Origin of the sequence: Lentzea sp. NPDC060358 (assembly GCF_042725365.1) — a bacterium.
In the GTDB taxonomy this organism is placed as follows: domain Bacteria; phylum Actinomycetota; class Actinomycetes; order Mycobacteriales; family Pseudonocardiaceae; genus Lentzea.
Map to the genome: position 1 here is coordinate 1 of NZ_JBHXCW010000161.1, position 17,879 is coordinate 17,879.

The window sequence follows — 17,879 nt, forward strand, 5'->3', positions numbered from 1 at the left end:
TTGATGATGTGGTCGCGCTCCGATTCCGAGAGCCCGCCCCAGATTCCGTACGGTTCCTGCACGGCCAGCGCGTGTTTGCGGCACATCTCCAGCACGGGGCAGGCGAGGCAGACAGCCTTGGCGCGCGCTTCCCGCCGGGCTCTCGCCGGACCCCGCTCACCGTCGGGGTGGAAGAAGAACGCGCTGTCCATGCCCCGGCACGAACCGCGCATCTGCCAGTCCCACAGATCTGCGTTGGGACCGGGGAGCCTTCGGGTGTCCGCCATCGAGACCGCCTCCGTGACGACTGCTCCATTCGGCTTAACGATGATCCACCGTAGAACCGAGTCAAAACTTGTTCAAGAGGCTGAAGACCCTTATCAACTGATGGGTGACAGCACGCGTGTTCGATCACTCACCGCCCGGAGTTGCCGCTCGGATGCGGTGAACGGACGATGGCTCCCGTGAAGGCAGAGCCGGAGCGCAGACCCGCCGGTGGTCATCCCGGCGACCCGCTCCTCTCGGTCGCCGCGGTGGCCAGACGGCTCGGCGTGGCACCCGCGACACTGCGCACCTGGGACCGCCGCTACGGGCTCGGTCCGAGTGGCCACACCGTTGGGCGGCACCGGAAATACGGACCGCGCGACGTCGCCCGTCTGGAATTGATGCAACGCGCACTTCTTCGTGGCGCGTCTTCCGCCGAGGCCGCTCGTTTTGCCCTCGACTCGAAATCGTCGATGACCCGCGGGGAAGTTCCCGTCAGCCCATCGGGTGGTGGTGGCCGCGGCCTGAAAATGCCCGGAGCGTCCCCCTCGGCGCGCGGGCTGGGACGGGCGGCGGTGGCCATGGATTCGATCGCCGTCCAGCAGATGCTCGCCGACTCGCTTTCCTCCGACGGGGTGATCGCGACGTGGGACGAGGTCGTGCGCCCGGTCCTCACCGCCGTCTCCGCCCGCTGGCAGCTCGCCGGCACCGGCGTGGAAGTGGAGCACCTGCTGAACGAGTGCGTGCTGGCGGCGTTCGTGCGCGCGACTCCGCTCGTCACCCTCGGGCGCAACCATCGGCCCGTGCTGCTGGCGTGCATGCCGGAGGAGAGGCACACCCTCCCGCTCTACCCGCTGGCCGCCGAACTGGCGCGCCGAGGCGTGGTCGTCCGCCAGCTGGGAGCGGCGCTGCCGGTGGACGCCCTGGCCGCCGCGGTCCGCCGCACGGCCCCCTCCGCGCTCGTGCTGTGGGCGCAGCTGCCGCGGTACGCCGATCCGGCGGTGATCACCGCCCTGCCGCGGACCCGCCAGCAGGTGAGGGTGTTCGTGGGCGGGCCGGGGTGGCGCCGCGGGGTGGTCACGGCGCCGGCGGAACGGGTGGAGGACCTCGCGGCCGCGGTCGCGGCGGTCGAGAGCGCGGTGACCTGACCGGCGCCCGGTGCACCCGGCTCGAGCGGCAGACTCCTCCGCATGGAAGAGGAGCTGCGCCGCGCCGCCTTCGGTGACTCACCCGACCTCCCCGTCTGGCCCGCGCTGTCCTCCCCGAGTTCGCGCGTCCGCTGGCTCGCGGCCGTGGTCCTCGGCGGCCAGGGCCACTACGCCGCCGCGGCCACCGCCCTCGACGTGCTGCGCCACGACCGCGACCCGGTGATCGCCTCCCTGGCCCTGTCCACCCGCGCGTCCCACCACCGCCAGCTCGGCGCGCACCACCTGGCCCGCGCGCTCGACGGGGCCGCCCTGGCGCGCGTCCGGCCGGCCGCGGGGACCGATCCGGACGGGGTCGACGCGGCCGGTGCCCGGACGGACGCCCTGCTCGGCCTCGCCGCCGACTCGCTCGGGGCCGGGCGGCTCGGGGAGGCCCGGCGTCTCCTCGCGGCGGTCGAGCCCGCCGGGTGGAGGGCGGAGGTCCGGCGGGGCTGGGTGACCGCGGAGGTCGAGCTGGCGTCCGGGAACGCCGCGGCGGCCGTCGCCCCCGCCGAGCAGGCGCACCGCGTGGCGGTGGAGAAGGAAGCGCTGCGTCACGAGTTGAAGTCGGCGCTCGTCCTGGGCACCTCTTTGGTCGTGTGGGGGACACCCGACGGCCTGAAGCGCGGGAGTGAACTCATCGAGTGTGAGCTAAATCACAGCGCTGCGAAGGGCCTTCATCCGTTGGTCTGGCCGAGCGCTCTGGTGCTGGCGGGTGACGCCGCGCGGGGCGGTGAAGGCGGCGGGAAACGGGCTGCCGAGGCTCTGAGCTGCGTGTTGCGGAGAGCGGACCCCGTCGGCCGCGGAGTCGCCCTCGAGTCGCCGTGGATGCCGACCGGGCTGCTCCGTTCCGGGGAACCCCCGAACGCAGACCCTCAGACGAACTTCTTGACGGATTAAGCACCGGATCGTGTCAAGGTCCGGCCTCCAGCGTCCGATAGGGGAGATGGAACGTCACTCGGCTGCAGGAAAGGAGTCCCCGTGACCACGGTCCTTATTTGCGACGACCGGCGCAGTGTGCGGGAGGGTCTCACCCGCGTGATGTCGGCTGTCCCCGGGGTTAGCCGCATCGACTGCGTAGCGCACGGTGACGAGTTGTTGGCTCGCTTTTCAAGGCAGCCGGTCGACGTCGTCCTGGTGGGAACCCAGCGCGCCGTCCCGACCGGGGTGGAAGCCACGCGTCGGCTCGTCTCCGCGAATCCGCAGGCAAACGTCATCGTCTTCGGTGCACCCGACGACGCGGGCAGCATCGCCGCGGCGATCGCCGGCGGTGCGCGCGGATATCTGAGGTGGGACGCCTCGCGTCCCGAGCTTGTGGCGGCCCTCGCGCACACGCTCGCCAGCACCTCCGTACCGGCGCCGCGCCAGCCCTCCGACCCCGGCGTGCAGCTCACGGAGCGCGAGCTCCAGGTGCTGCGGGGCATGAGCCAGGGCAAGAGCAACGGCCAGATCGGCCGCGAGCTCTACCTGTCGGAGGACACGGTGAAGACGCACGCGCGTCGTCTCTTCCGCAAGCTCGGTGTCCGCGACCGCGCTCAGGCGGTGGCGCACGGCTTCCGGCGAGGCCTCGTCCAGTAGGTCGCACTCACCGCACCGGCCCCGCGCTCCCATGTGCCGCACGTGGGAGAGCGGGGCCGATGCGTGAGCCGGGTCACTCGTGCGCATCCGTGCGCGCGGCCACCCCCAGCGCGGTGACGCGGTCGCCGGGCCGAGGCCGTTCAGCGAGTCCGCTGCTCACCCGCGGTGCCCGCACCCCGCCGATGAACGGAAGGCCTGGAAGCCGGTACGGTGAGGTTGCTGCACCGGGTCGCTGTGAGTGACTCGTGCTGTTTCCTGTCGGTACGCCAACAAGTAACACCAGGGCTGTTGTCTGCGATGACCAACTTGGGGGACGGACTGGACGCCGAAGTGGGCGCGGCCGTCGACGGCGACCGCCAGGCGATCGAACGCCTGCTGGCCTCCATACGTCCTCTCGTGGTGCGGTACTGCCGCGCCAGAGTTGGCAGGCAGGAGCGGAGCTTCGCTTCGGCGGACGATGTGGCCCAGGAGGTGTGTCTCGCGGTGCTCACGGCATTGCCCAGCTACCGCGACCAGGGTCGGCCCTTCCTCGCGTTCGTCTACGGGATCGCGGCGCACAAGGTCGCCGATGCACATCGGTCCGCAGCCAGGAACCGCTCCGAGCCCGTGCCCGAAGTCCCCGATGCGCCGGAGACCGACGCCGGTCCAGAGCAACGGGCGATGCAGGGCGAACTCTCCGACCGGATGGCGGTGCTGCTGCGCGTCCTGCCGGAGAAGCAGCGGGAGATCCTGCTGTTGAGGGTGGTGGTCGGACTCTCCGCCGAGGAAACTGCCGAGGCGGTCGGTTCGACGCCGGGTGCGGTCCGGGTGGCGCAACACCGCGCGCTCGCTCGGCTCCGCAAGTCGCTGGCAGCGGAGGAGGTGGTCTGAGTGGCCGACGAACACGGGAAGGACGACGAGGAAGTGCGCGGACAGGACGACAGAGCCCCGCACGAGCCCGTCGCCGACGACCTCTCGGCCGTGCAGGCCGATGACAAACTTCTGGACGCCCTGGGGTCCGCGACCCCCGGCGCGGCCGGCTCGTCGGCGGACGACGAGCTCAACGCGATGCTGCTCGCGTGGCGCAACGAGGTGGAGGCGGAGCCGTTCGGCGAGCTCGTCGACACCGACACCGCCATCGCGACGATCCAGGCTGCCCGCCCGCAGCCGGTGAGCAGGCACCGCTTCCTGATCCCGCTCGCGAGCGCCGCCGCGGTGCTGGCCATCGCCTTCACCGGCGTGAGCCTCGTGGCGCGCGACGCCCAGCCGGGCGACACGCTCTGGGGTCTGACGCAGGTGCTCTACTCCGAGCACGCGAAGTCGATCGAGGCCGCCGCGATCATCGACACCGACCTCGAGTCGGCGCGCCTCGCCCTGCGCGAGGGCAAGGTGGTCGAGGCGCGCGAGAAGCTCGACAAGGTCGAGGCCAGCCTGGGGTCGGTCTCGACGGCCGACGGCAAGGCCAAGCTGGAGGAGAAGCACAAGGAGCTCGAGAAGGAGCTCGACACCTCGCCTCCGCAGACGCCGGCCCCGACGACCACGCCGACCCAGTCGACGTCGCAGCCGACCACGTCGCCGTCGACGTCCTCGAGCCAGCCGGTGACCACCCAGCCGAGCCCGTCGACCACGTCGGAGACGCCTCCGCCGCCGACCTCGAACGGTGGCGAGGAACCGCCGCCTCCGCCCCCGCCGCCCGCGGACCCCAACTCGCCGGCCTCCGGCGCCACGGTGACCAACAGCGAGGGCACGGCCCAGACGTCCGGGCAGACCGGATCGAACTGACGCGCGAGGCGTTCCGGCGGGGCGCCCAGTCGAGACGCACTGTGAACGGCCCCCGACCTGTCCCAGGTCAGGGGCCGTTCACACGTCCGGGTGTTCACACGTCAGGTGGAATGTGACCGCTCGGGTTGCGGATCCGGCGTGATGTGCATCGGGACGCACCCGATCGGGCGCGTCCCAGATCACTCGTGACTTCGGCCTCAGCGCGCCGACTCGGTCGCGGTGACGCCGTCGGCGTACCCGCGGCAGTACTCCCAGCTCACGTAGGAACCGGGATCGGGGTCGAACGCGGGCTCGTGCGGGCGCATCCGGCCGTCGGCGAGCAGCTGTTCGAGTGAGGCTCGCAACAACGCCCAGTCGTGGTAGTGCGGTTCCTGGCACTCGCCGCAGTCGACGACGATGCCGCGCACCCCGCGGTGTTCGAGCAGGGCCTGGTAGACGGCGAGGTCGCTCAGGTCGCTGACCAGCTCGGCTCTTTCGTCGTCGGCCATCTCGGGATGGTCGTGGTCCGGCTCGCCGAGGGTGAGCGCGGGGTCCTCGGGATCGCCCTCGAAGGGGTCTGGTGGCAACGCGTCGTGCGGCACGACCCCGCACGGTACCCGCCGTACCCCCCGAGCCGTCCAGATACCATGGGCAGCACCGCCTCCGCCTGCGGAAACCTGACCCGCCGGTGGAGCGCAGCCCGCACGACGGAAGGCAAGTCACCCGCTATGACCAGCGAGCTCAACGCTGACGGAGTCCCGAGCAAGTTCGCCATGCTGGGGCTGACCTTCGACGACGTGCTCCTGCTGCCTGCCGAGTCGGACGTCGTCCCGAGCGGCGTCGACACGAGCACCAGGATCTCGCGCAACATCACCCTCAAGATCCCGCTGGCCAGCGCCGCGATGGACACCGTCACCGAAGGCCGGATGGCGATCTCGATGGCGCGTCAGGGCGGCATCGGCGTGCTGCACCGCAACCTCTCCGTCGAGGACCAGGCCCGTCAGGCCGAGACGGTGAAGCGGTCGGAGGCCGGCATGGTCACCGACCCGGTCACGTGCTCGCCGGACGCGACGCTCGCCGAGGTCGACGCGCTGTGCGCCCGCTACCGCATCTCCGGCGTCCCGGTCACCGACGCGAACAACAAGCTCGTCGGCATCATCACCAACCGCGACATGCGGTTCGAGCTCGACCACAGCAAGCGCGTCAGCGAGGTCATGACCAACGGCCCGCTGGTCACCGCGCAGGTCGGCGTGTCGGCCGACGCCGCGCTGGGCCTGCTGCGCCGCCACAAGGTCGAGAAGCTCCCGATCGTCGACGGCGACGGCAAGCTCAAGGGCCTGATCACGGTCAAGGACTTCGTGAAGACCGAGCAGTACCCGTTCGCCACCAAGGACCCGGACGGCCGCCTGCTCTGCGCCGCCGCCGTGGGCGTGGGCGAGGACTCGTTCGTGCGCGCGATGACGCTCGCCGAGGCGGGCGTGGACGTGCTGATGGTCGACACCGCGCACGGCCACTCGCGCGGCGTGCTGGAGATGGTCGCCCGGATCAAGAAGGAGCTCGGCGACTCGACGGACGTCGTCGGCGGCAACATCGCGACGCGCGCCGGTGCCCAGGCCCTGATCGACGCGGGCGCGGACGGCGTGAAGGTCGGCGTCGGCCCTGGCTCGATCTGCACCACGCGCGTCGTCGCGGGTGTCGGCGTGCCGCAGATCTCCGCGATCTACGAGGCGTCGCTCGCCTGCCGTCCCGCCGGCGTGCCGGTGATCGGCGACGGCGGCATCCAGTACTCCGGCGACATCGCGAAGGCCATCGCGGCCGGCGCGTCCGCCGTGATGCTCGGCTCGCTGCTCGCCGGCACCCAGGAGGCGCCCGGCGACCTGATCCTGGTCAACGGCAAGCAGTTCAAGACCTACCGGGGCATGGGATCGCTCGCGGCGATGCAGTCGCGCGGCGAGAACAAGTCGTTCTCCAAGGACCGCTACTTCCAGGACGACGTCCTGAACGAGGACAAGCTCGTGCCGGAGGGCATCGAGGGCCGCACGCCGTTCCGCGGCCCGCTGTCGCAGGTCGTGCACCAGCTCAACGGCGGCCTGCGCGCGGCGATGGGCTACACGGGCTCCCGCACGATCACCGAGCTGCAGGACGCGCAGCTCGTGCGGATCACCGCGGCGGGCCTCAAGGAGAGCCACCCGCACGACATCACGATGACCGTCGAGGCCCCGAACTACACCACCCGTTAGAGTCGTTCGGGCAGTTCAAGAGCTTGTTCGAAAGCTTTGGAAGGGAACCACAGGTGCGCGATCTGGTCGAGATCGGCATGGGCCGGACCGCGAGGCGGGCCTACGAGCTGGACGACATCGAGATCATCCCGTCGCGTCGGACGAGGTCGTCGAAGGACGTCTCCACGACGTGGCAGATCGATGCCTACCGCTTCGACATCCCGCTGATCACCCACCCGACCGACGCGATCGTGTCGCCGGGCACGGCGGTCGCGGTCGGCGAGCTCGGCGGTCTGGGCGTGCTCAACGCCGAGGGCCTCTGGGCGCGGCACGGCGACGTGGACGAGGCGCTGTTCCGCCTGGTCCAGGCGACCGAGGACAGCGACGACCCGGCGGCCGCGGTGAAGGTGCTGCAGGAGCTGCACGCCGCACCGCTGCGGATGGACCTGATCGCCGAGGCGGTCAAGCAGATCCGCGAGTCGGGCGTCACCGTCGCGGTCCGGGTGAGCCCCCAGCGCGCCGCGGAGCTCACCCCCGACCTGCTGGCCGCGGGGGTGGAGATCCTGGTCGTGCAGGGCACGATCATCTCGGCCGAGCACGTGTCGCGCGACGGCGAGCCGCTGAACCTGAAGTCGTTCATCGCCGACCTCGACATCCCGGTGATCGCCGGCGGCGTCGGCGACTACCGCACGGCGATGCACCTGATGCGCACCGGCGCGGCGGGCGTGATCGTCGGCTACGGCTACACGCCCGGCGTCACCACGACCGACTCGGTCCTCGGCATCGGCGTGCCGATGGCCACCGCGATCGCCGACGCCGCGGCCGCGCGCCGCGACTACCTCGACGAGACCGGCGGCCGGTACGTGCACGTCATCGCCGACGGCGGCGTCTCGACCTCGGGCGACGTGGCGAAGTCGATCGCCTGCGGTGCCGACGCCGTGATGCTCGGCGAGCCGCTGGCCGCCGCGACCGAGGCGCCCGGTCAGGGCCTGTACTGGACGGCGGCGTCCGCGCACCCGTCCGTGCCGCGCAGCCTGGTGGCCGAGGCCGTCGACCAGGAGCTCGACCTGCGCTCGCTGCTGTTCGGCCCGTCGGCCGACCCGCGCGGCGTGACGAACCTGTTCGGCGCGCTGAAGAGGGCGATGGCCAAGACCGGCTACTCCGACCTCAAGGAGTTCCAGAAGGTCGGCCTGACGATCCGCGGCTGACGACCGGAGTTTGAGGGAAGGGCGCGTCCCCGCGGGGACACGCCCTTCTGGTTGTCTGGACCTCGTGCCGATCGTCGAGATCACCTACTCCCCGTCCGTCCCGCACGCCCTGCTGGAGACGCTCGCGGCGATGCTCCCGCACGCCGTCTCCGTGGCCGTCGAGTGCCCCGAGGAGCCCTACGACGGCAACCTCCAGCCCGGCGACGTGGACCTGCGCTTCCGCGTGCGCGGCCCGTTCGACTCGACCGGCATGCACGTCGTGGTCGAGGTGAGGTCGAAGTGGTTCGCGAGCCGGGAGGACAACCTCCAGGACCGCGTCGACACCCTGTGCGCCGCCGTCGCCGAAGCCACGGGCCTCGCTGACGTGGGCGTTTACCTCGCGCTGCCGGACGCCGCTTGGGCCCAAACCTGATCCTGCAACCGAACGGCCACTCCGCGCGTCCATGGAGCGTGGATCTGGATGCTTTGTTCGGCGACGGCAAGAACAGCGACGTGGACACCATCGACGCGGACGCCGAGGCGCAGGAGTTCGAGAACGACGAGGTGCCCGACGAGGACGAGGGCGTCGGGGGCATCGGCTGGAAGGCGCTCGCCCTGTTCGTCGGCGGCGGCCTGCTGGTCACCGCGCTGGCCGTGGCGTTCACGGCCTGGGTGATCAACGCGCTGGTGCTCTGACCCCTTCTGAACCGGTAGAGAACTAGGCGTTACCGGAAGTAACGCCTACTCTCCGGTTCATGGGTGAACTCGCCGGTAACTTCGATGTCGTCATCGTCGGCTCCGGGTTCGGCGGGAGCGTGGCCGCGCTCCGGCTGACCGAGAAGGGCTACCGCGTCGCCGTCCTGGAGGCGGGGCGCCGGTTCGCCGACGACGAGTTCGCCAAGACCAGCTGGGACCTGCGCCGGTACCTGTGGGCGCCGCGGCTCGGGTGCTTCGGCATCCAGCGCATCCACACCCTGCGCAACGTCATGGTGCTCGCCGGGGCGGGCGTCGGCGGGGGCAGCCTCGTCTACGCGAACACGCTGTACCGGCCGCTCCGGCCGTTCTACGAGGACCGGCAGTGGGCGCACATCACCGACTGGCAGGGCGAGCTCGACCCGTTCTACGACCAGGCGAGCCGGATGCTGGGCGTCGTCACGAACCCCACCACCACCCCGAGCGACGTCGTCATGCAGAAGGTCGCGAAGGACATGGGCGTCGAGGACAGCTACCACGCGACGCCGGTCGGGGTGTACTTCGGCGAGCCCGGTGAGAAGGCCGCCGACCCGTACTTCGGCGGTGCCGGGCCGGAACGCACGGGCTGCACCGAGTGCGGCAGCTGCATGTCCGGGTGCCGGGTCGGCGCCAAGAACACGCTGGTCAAGAACTACCTCTACCTCGCGGAGAAGCTGGGGGCGCGGGTCTTCCCGCTGACCACGGTCACGCAGCTGGAGGAGCGCGGCGGCCGGTGGACCGTCGAGACGAAGATGACCGGCGGCAAGGCCACCAGGACGTTCACCGCCGACCAGGTCGTCGTCGCGGCCGGCACGTGGGGCACGCAGCAGCTGCTGCACCGGGCGAGGGCCACCACCCTGCCGAAGATCTCGGCCAGGCTCGGCGAGCTGACCCGCACCAACTCCGAGTCGATCATCGGGGCCGCGCGCTACACCGTCGACCCCGCCAGCGACTTCACGCGGGGCGTCGCGATCACCAGCTCGATCCACCCCGACGAGATCACGCACATCGAACCCGTCCGGTACGGCAAGGGCAGCAACGCCATGGGCATGCTGCAGACCCTCGCCACGGACGGCGCGCTGAGCACGCCGCGGTGGCTGCAGTTCGTCAAGCAGGCCGTCCGGCACCCGGTGCGCCTGCTGCGGCTGCTGAGCGTGCACCGGTGGAGCGAGCGGACCGTGATCCTGCTGGTCATGCAGAGCCTCGACAACTCCATCACCACCTACCTCAAGCGCGGCAAGCTCACCAGCAGGCAGGGCCACGGTGAGCCGAACCCGGCGTTCATCCCGGCGGGGCACCAGGCGAACCTGCTGGCCGCCGGGCACATCGGCGGCGTGGCGGGCGGCACCTGGGGCGAGCTGTTCGACATCCCGCTGACCGCGCACTTCATCGGCGGGTGCGCGATCGCGTCCAGCGAGGACCACGGCGTGATCGACCCGTACCACCGCGTCTTCCACTACCCCGGTCTGTCCGTTGTGGACGGTTCGGCGATCAGCGCGAACCTCGGCGTCAACCCGAGCCTCACGATCACCGCGCAGGCCGAGCGGGCGTTCTCGCTGTGGCCGAACAAGGGCGAGGAGGACCAGCGGCCCGCCCAGGGGCAGCCGTACAGGAGGATCAGCCCGACGAAGCCGAAGAACCCGGCGGTGCCGCAGGAAGCTCCAGCCGCGTTGCGGTTGCCGATCGTGAAGGTGTCCTGAGCCGGATTCGTTTGGCTACGGTGGAAGGATGGCCACCAAGCCTTTTGCCTCCAGCGAGGACCTGACGCCGAAGGACGAGGTCTTCGTCGAGCTCGCCGAGGGCGTCTACACCCTGACCGCCGAAGGCGACCCCAACGTCGGCGCGATCGAGGCCGAGGACTTCCTGATCTGCTTCGAGGCGCGCGCGACACCGGCGGCCGCGCGCCGCTGGCTCGCCCAGCTCCGCAGGCACACCGGCAAGCCCGTCCGCTACCTCGTGCTCAGCCACTACCACGCCGTCCGCACGCTCGGCGCCAGCGCGTTCGACGCCGAGGAGATCGTCACGCACGAGATGACGCGCGTGCTCATCGCCGAACGCGGGCAGCAGGACTGGGAGAGCGAGTTCGGCCGCATGCCGAGGCTCTTCGAGTCACCGGAGGAGATCCCCGGCCTGACCTGGCCGACGCTCACGTTCTCCGACCGCATGACGATCCCGCTCGGCGGCGAGCGCGGCGACCTGGTGCTCCAGCACCTGGGCCGCGGGCACACCGCGGGCGACGTCGTGGCTTGGCTGCCGCAGCAGCGCATCCTCTTCGCGGGCGACCTCGTCGAGTCGCAGGCCGCGCTCTACACCGGCGACGCGTTCCACGACGACTGGGCGACCTCCACCCTGGACGAGGTCGCGGACCTCGGCGCCGAGGTGCTGGTGGGCGGGCGCGGGAAGGTCGCCCGCGACCGCATGGAGGTCGAGGCCGCGATCGACCAGAGCAGGCACTTCCTCAACGAGCTGCGCCGCACCGTCGGCGGGGTGCACGCCGAGGGCGGCACGCTCAAGGAGGCCTTCGCACTGGCGCACGGCGCACTCGTGGGCCGCTACGGGCGCTGGCCGATCTTCGAGCACTGCCTGCCGTTCGACGTGCAGCGCTACTGGGACGAGTGCGACGGCAAGGACTGGCCGGGCATCTGGACCGCCGAACGCGACCGGGCCGTCTGGGACGCCCTGCAGTGACCGTCCTGGTGGTCGGCGCCGGACCGGTCGGGCTCACCGCGGCGCTCCTGCTCGCGAGGGCCGGGGTGCCGAGCACCGTCCTGGAGGCCGCCGAGCGCCGCGCCGGCACCGGCAGCCGGTCGATCTGCGTGCAGCGCGACGTGCTGGAGGTCCTCGAACGGGTCGGCGTCGGCCAGGCCGTCGCCGACGCCGGGGTCACCTGGTACACCGGCCGCACCTACCACCGCGACCGCGAGGTCCTCACCCTGACGTTCCCGGAGGCCGAGGGCTTCCCGCCGTTCGTGAACACCCCGCAGACCGTCGTCGAACGGCTGCTGGAGGAACGGGTCCGCGCCGAGCCGCTGGTCGAGCTGCGCCACGGCCACCCGCTGGAAAGCCTGGCCCAGGACGACGGGGGAGTGTCCACACAGGACGGCATCAGGGCCACGCACTGCATCGCCGCGGACGGCGCGCACTCGAAGGTGCGGCAGCTGCTGGACATCCCGTTCGACGGCTTCTCGTTCGACGACCGGTTCGTCATCGCCGACGTCCGCGTCGACCTGGACTTCGCGACGCCCGAGCGCCGCTTCTACTTCGACCCGCCCGGCAACCCGGGCCGGCAGGTCCTCCTGCACCCGCAACCCGATGGCGTCTGGCGGATCGACTGGCAGGTCGCCGAAGACGTCCGGCTCACCGACGCCCACGTCCGCGCGGTCGTCGGCGACAGGCCGTACGAGATCGTCTGGCAGTCCACCTACCGCTTCCACCAGCGCCGCGCGCGCACCCTGCGGGACGGCCGGGTCCTGCTCGCGGGCGACGCGGCGCACGTGATGAGCCCGTTCGGCGCCCGCGGCCTGAACTCGGGGATCTGCGACGCGGACAACGCGGCGTGGAAGATCGCCGCGGACCGGCGCGGCGAGGCCGGTCCCGGCCTGCTGGCGTCCTACGACGTCGAACGCGGTGCGGCCGCCGACGAGAACCTCCGCATCACCGGCGACACCATGCGGTTCCTCGTGCCCGGCACCGCCGAAGAGCGCGAACGCCGTGAGAAGGCGCTCGCGACCGGGGAGGGCATCGACTCCGGCAGGCTCTTCACCCCGTTCTCCTACGCGGACTCGCCGCTGACGACGTCCGGCGGCGAGCTGATGGCCGGGTCACGCGTCGCCGGACCGGGTTTCACGGTCGTGGACGGGCTGCTGATCAGGCCGGACGGCCACGTCGCCGGTGCCGACACCGGCGACGTCCGGCGTCGCGCGCTGGGCTACAGCTGAATGCCCGTCAGCACGGTGACGCGCTCCTCGGTGAAGTCCTCCATCGCCGACCGCACGCCCTCGCGCCCGGTGCCCGACCCCTTCACCCCGCCGTAGGGCATCTGGTCCGCGCGGTAGGACGGCACGTCGCCGATGATCACGCCGCCGACCTCCAGCTCGGCCGCAGCCTCGAACGCCACCTGCACGTCACGGGTGAACACGCCGGCCTGCAGCCCGTACTTCGAGTCGTTGGCCTGCGCGAACGCGTCCTCCACGCCGTCCGCGACGGACACCACGAGCACCGGCCCGAAGATCTCCTCCGTCCACACCTTGGCGGTCCTCGGCACGTCGGTGAGCACGGTCGGCTCGACCGAGGCACCGGTCCGCTTGCCGCCGACGAGCACCTTCGCGCCGACGTCGGTGGCCATGTTGACCCACTCCTCGACGCGCCGGGCGTTGTCCTCGTCGATCAGCGGACCGACCTCGACCTCGGGGTCGTGCGGGTCGCCGGTCTTCAGCGCGGCCACGGCCTCCACGAGCTTCGGCACGAACTCGTCGGCCTTCGAGCGGTCGACGACCACCCGCTGCACGGCGATGCACGACTGCCCGGCCTGGTAGTTGCCGAACGTGGCGATGCGCTGCGCCGCGTGGTCCAGGTCCGTCCAATCAGGACAGATGATGGCCGCCGCGTTGGAGCCGAGCTCCATCACGACGTGCTTGCGCGGCGCGGCTTCCATCAGCGACCAGCCCACCTTGGTGGACCCGGTGAACGAGATGACCGGCAGGCGTTCGTCCTCCACCAGCGCCTGCATGTCCGCGCCCCGCACGGGAAGGACGGAGAACGCGCCCTCCGGCAGGCCGGTCTCGGCCAGGACCTCGCCGAGCAGCAGCGCGCTGAGCGGGGTCGCGGACGCGGGCTTCACGATCACCGGCGCGCCCACCGCGAGCGCCGGTGCGACCTTGTGCGCCACCAGGTTCAGCGGGAAGTTGAACGGCGCCACCGCGAGCACCGGCCCGCGCGGCACGTGCCGGACGATCGCCATCCGTCCCACACCACCGGCCTCGGTGTCGAGCCGCTGCAGCCCGCCGGTGAACCGGCGCGCCTCCTCGGCGGCGAACCGGAAGGTGTTGACCGCGCGCTGCACCTCGATCTCGGCCCACTTGAGAGGCTTGCCGTTCTCGGCGGTGATCGTCTCGGCGATCTCCTCCGCGCGGTCGGCCAGCGAGCGCGAGACCTGCAGCAACGCCTCGGCCCGCACGTGCGCGGGCGTCCTGCGGAACTCCCTGGCGACGGCCGCGGCCGCCGAGACGGCGCGTTCCACCTGGTCTCTGCCCGGCACGGCGACCGACGCGACCGCGGTGCCGTCGAACGGGTGGAGAACCTCCAACGCCTGCTCGCCCTGCTCGGGGCGACCGGCGACCCAGCAGGGCCTGGGCTGTGGTGTGAACGCGTCCATGAGGCTCACGTTAAGCCCTGGCGGCCCGCACGTACCGAACGGATTCCGGGTAGTAGTGGTCATGGCGTTCCGCGCATTGCAGCGCGAAATGGACGACCGCCCAGCTGACGTCCCACCAGCGCGGACCGGGATGCGCGCCGTCCCAGTCGAAGACCCCCGTCGGACGTCCGTCGGTGAGCACGGTGTTGTACGGCGCGAAGTCGCCGTGCAGCCGCCGCAGTAGCAGTGCGGACTCGACCAGAGCCGTGTCGTCCGATGGGGGCACGTGGCCAACGTCACCGGGCAGGCAGCTCAGCAGCGAGTGCTCGCCGTCGAGCCCGAGCGGCACCGGCGCGATGCCCAGTGGTGCCAAGTGCCGCAACAACTCGTGCACCCGAGGCGCCCACGGCCCGGCCGGTCTGCGCACCGCGTCACCCACGCTGAACACCTGGTTCAGCCCGCCACCGGTCAGCAGCTCCTCGTCCACGCATGACATCCTTGGCGGCGTGTCCGACACCAGCAACCGCCCTGTTCTCGTCGTCGACTTCGGCGCCCAGTACGCGCAGCTGATCGCCCGCCGCGTGCGCGAGGCCCAGGTCTACTCCGAGGTGGTCCCGCACACCGCGTCGGTGAGCGAGATCCTCGACAAGAACCCGCTGGCCATCGTGCTGTCCGGTGGCCCGTCGAGCGTCTACGAGGAGGGCGCGCCGCAGGTCGACCCGAAGCTGTTCGAGACCGGCGTCCCGGTCTTCGGCATCTGCTACGGCTTCCAGGCGATGGCGCGCGCGCTCGGCGGCTCGGTCGAGCAGACCGGCACCCGCGAGTACGGCCGCACGGACCTGAGCGTGCCCACCGAGGGCGGCGCGCTGCACCAGGAGCTCCCGGCCAGCCACCCGGTGTGGATGAGCCACGGCGACGCCGTCACGAAGGCGCCCGAGGGCTTCACCGTCACCGCGACCAGCGAGGGCGCGCCGGTCGCCGCGTTCGAGAACCGCGAGCGCCGCTTCGCCGGCGTCCAGTACCACCCCGAGGTGCACCACTCGCCGCACGGCCAGGAGGTGCTGCGCCGGTTCCTGCACGACATCGCGGGCCTGCGGCCGCAGTGGACCACCTCGTCGATCGTGGACGAGCAGGTCGCCCGCATCCGCGAGCAGATCGGTGACGGCAAGGCGATCTGCGGCCTGTCCGGCGGCGTCGACTCCGCCGTCGCCGCGGCCCTGGTCCAGCGCGCGATCGGCGACCGCCTCACGTGCGTCTTCGTCGACCACGGCCTGCTGCGCTCCGGCGAGCGCGCCCAGGTCGAGCGCGACTACGTGGCCGCCACGGGCATCCGCCTGGTCACCGTGGACGCGCGCGAACGCTTTCTGAACGCGCTCGCCGGCGTCACGGACCCGGAGGAGAAGCGCAAGATCATCGGCCGTGAGTTCATCCGCGTGTTCGAGCAGGCCGAGCGCGACCTCAAGGCCGAGGGCGACTACAAGTTCCTCGTCCAGGGCACGCTCTACCCGGACGTCGTCGAGTCCGGCGGCGGTGCGGGCACCGCGAACATCAAGTCGCACCACAACGTCGGCGGCCTGCCGGACGACCTGCAGTTCGAACTGGTCGAGCCGCTGCGCGCCCTCTTCAAGGACGAGGTCCGCCGCGTCGGCACCGAACTCGGCCTGCCCGAGACGATCGTGCAGCGCCAGCCGTTCCCCGGCCCGGGCCTCGGCATCCGCATCATCGGCGAGGTCACCCAGGACCGCCTCGACACGCTGCGCCAGGCCGACGCCATCGCCCGCGAGGAGCTGACGCTCGCAGGCCTCGACCGTTCCATCTGGCAGTGCCCGGTGGTGCTGCTCGCGGACGTGCGCAGCGTCGGCGTGCAGGGCGACGGCCGCACCTACGGGCACCCGGTCGTGCTGCGGCCGGTGTCGTCCGAGGACGCGATGACCGCGGACTGGACGCGCCTGCCGTACGAGGTGCTGGAGCGGATCTCGACCCGGATCACCAACGAGGTGGCGGAGGTCAACCGCGTGGTGCTGGACGTGACGTCGAAGCCGCCGGGCACCATCGAGTGGGAGTAGGAACGTGCGGAAGGCCCCCGGGAAACCGGGGGCCTTCCTCGTTCACCGCTGCTGGTGCAGCAAGAAGCTGGGATCGACGGTGATCGGGCCCGTCAGGCGCCAGGCTCCCCGTTCGAAGGTCAGGTCGCCCGTGACCGTGAAGGGCAGCTTGCTCCGGTGAGCGAAGATCGCCCACTCGTAGTCCTGCCCGGTCAGGGCCACGTGGATCTTCCTGGTGCGCCCGCGGACGTCGGCGCTCAGGACGATCGTCGTCTCCTCCTGGTCGTCTCCGCCGGAGACCTCCCGGGTGAGCGAACGGACCTGGCCGACGACGGTCTCCGTGCGGGGCGGCTCCTCGCGTCGCACCAGACGCTCTCGGACGCGCGGCAGCCCGACGATGGCATCGCGGTTCACCACGATGCGTGACGAGGGAACGGCTGGCCGGGGCTCGCTGGCCGCCCAGTCGAAGGACAGGTCCAGCTCGCGCAGCGAGTCCGACTCGGTCAGGTCTTCCAGCGACTCCACGAGGCTGGCGCTGAGACCGCGCTCGGCTGCGCGTTCGACCGCGGACGGGTTCCAGTTCAACGAGAGGTCCTTGGCCGCGTGCAGGCCTGTGGCCAGTGTTTCCATCACACGTCGTGGGAACGGGGTCGCTCGCGTTCCGTCGTCGTGATCGGGCAGCGGATCTCCGAGCCGCGTCACGACGGTGAAGACGAAGCTTCCGCGCTTCGTGTGCCCGAGCCGGATGTCCTCGTCGAGGAAATCGGTCACCGTGCTGGACCGGCGGCCCCGATGGGAATGCGTCGGATCATCGGCCGAGGTCGCGGCTGCCTTCATCATCTTGAAGAGACCGTCCAGCGTCTTCTCGGCCTGTTTGAACGGCAGCGTCCCGTCGATCGTGGTCTGGTCGAAGCGGACGAAGAACAGGTCGGCGCGGGTGGCGGTGATCCGCTCCGCCAAGCGTCCCGGGTCCCAGTCGTAGACGGTGGCGAGAGTGCGCAGGGTGTCCCTGAAGCGTTGGGCGAAGTCGACGAAGTCGGTGGCCAGCGGGAGCATGACGCGGGCCTCGTCGTGGAGTCGCCAGATCTGCCGGACGTCGGGGTCCTGCGCCTCGAGCTGCCAGTCGTTGGCGGCGAGGTACTGCTGCACGGCCAGCGGGGTGAGGCTGTCGGCGAGTGCGCGGTAATCGTCGAGTGACGGGCTGCTCACCACGCACCTCCTTCGCCGACCCTCTGACCCTGGAGTCTCGCGTGCTCCCAGTACATGCGGCTGCGGGTGAGCAGGTGCTCCTCGCGCTGGCTCAGCCACGGTTCATCGTCACCGGGAAGCAGGAGCACCCCGAGAAAAGCTTCGTTGGAGCGCCTGCCGTGGGTGAGCTTGAGCAACGGACCGCGTTCCAGCCGGCCGCGGCGGCGATCATCCTGACGAACGCCAGGCTGAACTGCTCCTGGCGGGCGGTGATCGGCAAACCCCCGTCGGTCATGCGCTCCCTCTTCGCCGTGACGGACCGGCAGCACACTAGATGCCCTGCAGAAGAGCACCTGGGGGATCTGATCAACAGCCACTCGAAAGAGCGAAGGCCCCCGGTGTCCCGGGGG

Annotated in this window: 19 protein-coding genes and 1 pseudogene; 15 read left to right on the forward strand and 5 right to left on the reverse strand. The window is 71.1% G+C overall.

Features of this window, described 5'->3' with window-relative positions; translation table 11 throughout:
• Positions 1-266: WhiB family transcriptional regulator (locus ACFWGZ_RS28130; RefSeq protein ID WP_382454592.1), on the reverse strand; the 266-nt coding region annotated here is incomplete at its 3' end.
• Positions 267-434: 168 nt separating this feature from the next.
• Here ACFWGZ_RS28130 and ACFWGZ_RS28135 point away from each other — a divergent pair.
• The 6 genes and pseudogenes from ACFWGZ_RS28135 to ACFWGZ_RS28160 form a co-directional block, all read left to right on the forward strand.
• A pseudogene (locus tag ACFWGZ_RS28135) lies at positions 435-632 on the forward strand (MerR family transcriptional regulator); the annotation flags it as partial.
• Between the two features lie 192 nt (positions 633-824).
• Positions 825-1,391, forward strand: a complete 567-nt coding sequence (locus ACFWGZ_RS28140) for a hypothetical protein (protein ID WP_382454608.1) — start codon at positions 825-827, stop codon at positions 1,389-1,391.
• Between the two features lie 42 nt (positions 1,392-1,433).
• Positions 1,434-2,327 carry a hypothetical protein gene (locus tag ACFWGZ_RS28145; RefSeq protein ID WP_382454593.1) on the forward strand — a complete coding sequence of 298 codons (894 nt, stop codon included), beginning with the start codon at positions 1,434-1,436 and terminating at the stop codon, positions 2,325-2,327.
• Positions 2,328-2,408: 81 nt separating this feature from the next.
• On the forward strand, positions 2,409-3,005 hold the full coding sequence (locus tag ACFWGZ_RS28150; protein ID WP_030471988.1) for a response regulator transcription factor: 597 nt from the start codon (positions 2,409-2,411) through the stop codon (positions 3,003-3,005).
• 297 nt (positions 3,006-3,302) lie between these two features.
• The gene (locus ACFWGZ_RS28155; protein ID WP_089915126.1) at positions 3,303-3,875 is read left to right on the forward strand and encodes a sigma-70 family RNA polymerase sigma factor; all 573 of its coding nucleotides are present in this window, start codon (positions 3,303-3,305) and stop codon (positions 3,873-3,875) included.
• Positions 3,876-4,766, forward strand: coding sequence for an anti-sigma-D factor RsdA (locus tag ACFWGZ_RS28160; protein WP_382454594.1), 891 nt, complete (start codon positions 3,876-3,878; stop codon positions 4,764-4,766). It begins immediately after the preceding gene.
• Positions 4,767-4,963: 197 nt separating this feature from the next.
• On the opposite strand, the gene ACFWGZ_RS28165 is transcribed toward ACFWGZ_RS28160, so the two are convergent.
• Positions 4,964-5,347, reverse strand: coding sequence for a DUF5319 domain-containing protein (locus ACFWGZ_RS28165; RefSeq protein ID WP_382454595.1), 384 nt, complete (start codon positions 5,345-5,347; stop codon positions 4,964-4,966).
• A 126-nt stretch (positions 5,348-5,473) separates the two neighbouring features.
• Between ACFWGZ_RS28165 and guaB the strand changes: the two genes are divergently transcribed.
• The 7 genes from guaB to ACFWGZ_RS28200 all read left to right on the forward strand — a co-directional run bounded on the left by guaB (position 5,474) and on the right by ACFWGZ_RS28200 (position 12,821).
• Entirely contained in the window at positions 5,474-6,985 is a 1,512-nt protein-coding gene (gene guaB, locus ACFWGZ_RS28170; RefSeq protein WP_382454596.1) for an IMP dehydrogenase, read from the forward strand.
• Between the two features lie 53 nt (positions 6,986-7,038).
• Positions 7,039-8,172: a GuaB3 family IMP dehydrogenase-related protein gene (locus tag ACFWGZ_RS28175; protein WP_382454597.1), complete on the forward strand. Its 1,134-nt coding sequence runs from the start codon at positions 7,039-7,041 to the stop codon at positions 8,170-8,172.
• 64 nt (positions 8,173-8,236) lie between these two features.
• Complete coding sequence (locus tag ACFWGZ_RS28180; RefSeq protein WP_382454598.1) at positions 8,237-8,584, forward strand: hypothetical protein; 348 nt, start codon at positions 8,237-8,239, stop codon at positions 8,582-8,584.
• 38 nt (positions 8,585-8,622) lie between these two features.
• Positions 8,623-8,847, forward strand: coding sequence for a hypothetical protein (locus ACFWGZ_RS28185; protein WP_382454599.1), 225 nt, complete (start codon positions 8,623-8,625; stop codon positions 8,845-8,847).
• A 59-nt stretch (positions 8,848-8,906) separates the two neighbouring features.
• A complete protein-coding gene (locus ACFWGZ_RS28190) occupies positions 8,907-10,583 on the forward strand; it encodes an FAD-dependent oxidoreductase (RefSeq protein ID WP_382454600.1) in 1,677 nt (558 codons plus the stop codon).
• A gap of 28 nt (positions 10,584-10,611) precedes the next feature.
• On the forward strand, positions 10,612-11,571 hold the full coding sequence (locus ACFWGZ_RS28195; RefSeq protein WP_382454601.1) for an MBL fold metallo-hydrolase: 960 nt from the start codon (positions 10,612-10,614) through the stop codon (positions 11,569-11,571).
• Positions 11,568-12,821, forward strand: coding sequence for an FAD-dependent monooxygenase (locus tag ACFWGZ_RS28200; RefSeq protein ID WP_382454602.1), 1,254 nt, complete (start codon positions 11,568-11,570; stop codon positions 12,819-12,821). The genes ACFWGZ_RS28195 and ACFWGZ_RS28200 overlap by 4 nt, the downstream gene beginning before the upstream one ends.
• Here ACFWGZ_RS28200 and ACFWGZ_RS28205 read toward each other — a convergent pair.
• Together ACFWGZ_RS28205 and ACFWGZ_RS28210 are read right to left on the reverse strand one after the other, a co-directional pair.
• Positions 12,812-14,257: an aldehyde dehydrogenase family protein gene (locus ACFWGZ_RS28205; protein ID WP_382454603.1), complete on the reverse strand. Its 1,446-nt coding sequence runs from the start codon at positions 14,255-14,257 to the stop codon at positions 12,812-12,814. The two genes, ACFWGZ_RS28200 and ACFWGZ_RS28205, sit on opposite strands and share 10 nt — an antisense overlap.
• A 10-nt stretch (positions 14,258-14,267) precedes the next feature.
• Complete coding sequence (locus ACFWGZ_RS28210) at positions 14,268-14,723, reverse strand: phosphotransferase (RefSeq protein WP_382454604.1); 456 nt, start codon at positions 14,721-14,723, stop codon at positions 14,268-14,270.
• A 19-nt stretch (positions 14,724-14,742) separates the two neighbouring features.
• Between ACFWGZ_RS28210 and guaA the strand changes: the two genes are divergently transcribed.
• On the forward strand, positions 14,743-16,302 hold the full coding sequence (gene guaA, locus ACFWGZ_RS28215; RefSeq protein ID WP_382454605.1) for a glutamine-hydrolyzing GMP synthase: 1,560 nt from the start codon (positions 14,743-14,745) through the stop codon (positions 16,300-16,302).
• 42 nt (positions 16,303-16,344) lie between these two features.
• On the opposite strand, the gene ACFWGZ_RS28220 is transcribed toward guaA, so the two are convergent.
• Positions 16,345-17,490: a hypothetical protein gene (locus tag ACFWGZ_RS28220; protein ID WP_382454606.1), complete on the reverse strand. Its 1,146-nt coding sequence runs from the start codon at positions 17,488-17,490 to the stop codon at positions 16,345-16,347.
• Between the two features lie 74 nt (positions 17,491-17,564).
• Here ACFWGZ_RS28220 and ACFWGZ_RS28225 point away from each other — a divergent pair.
• The coding region (locus ACFWGZ_RS28225) for a hypothetical protein (RefSeq protein ID WP_382454607.1) at positions 17,565-17,879 on the forward strand (315 nt) is incomplete at its 3' end.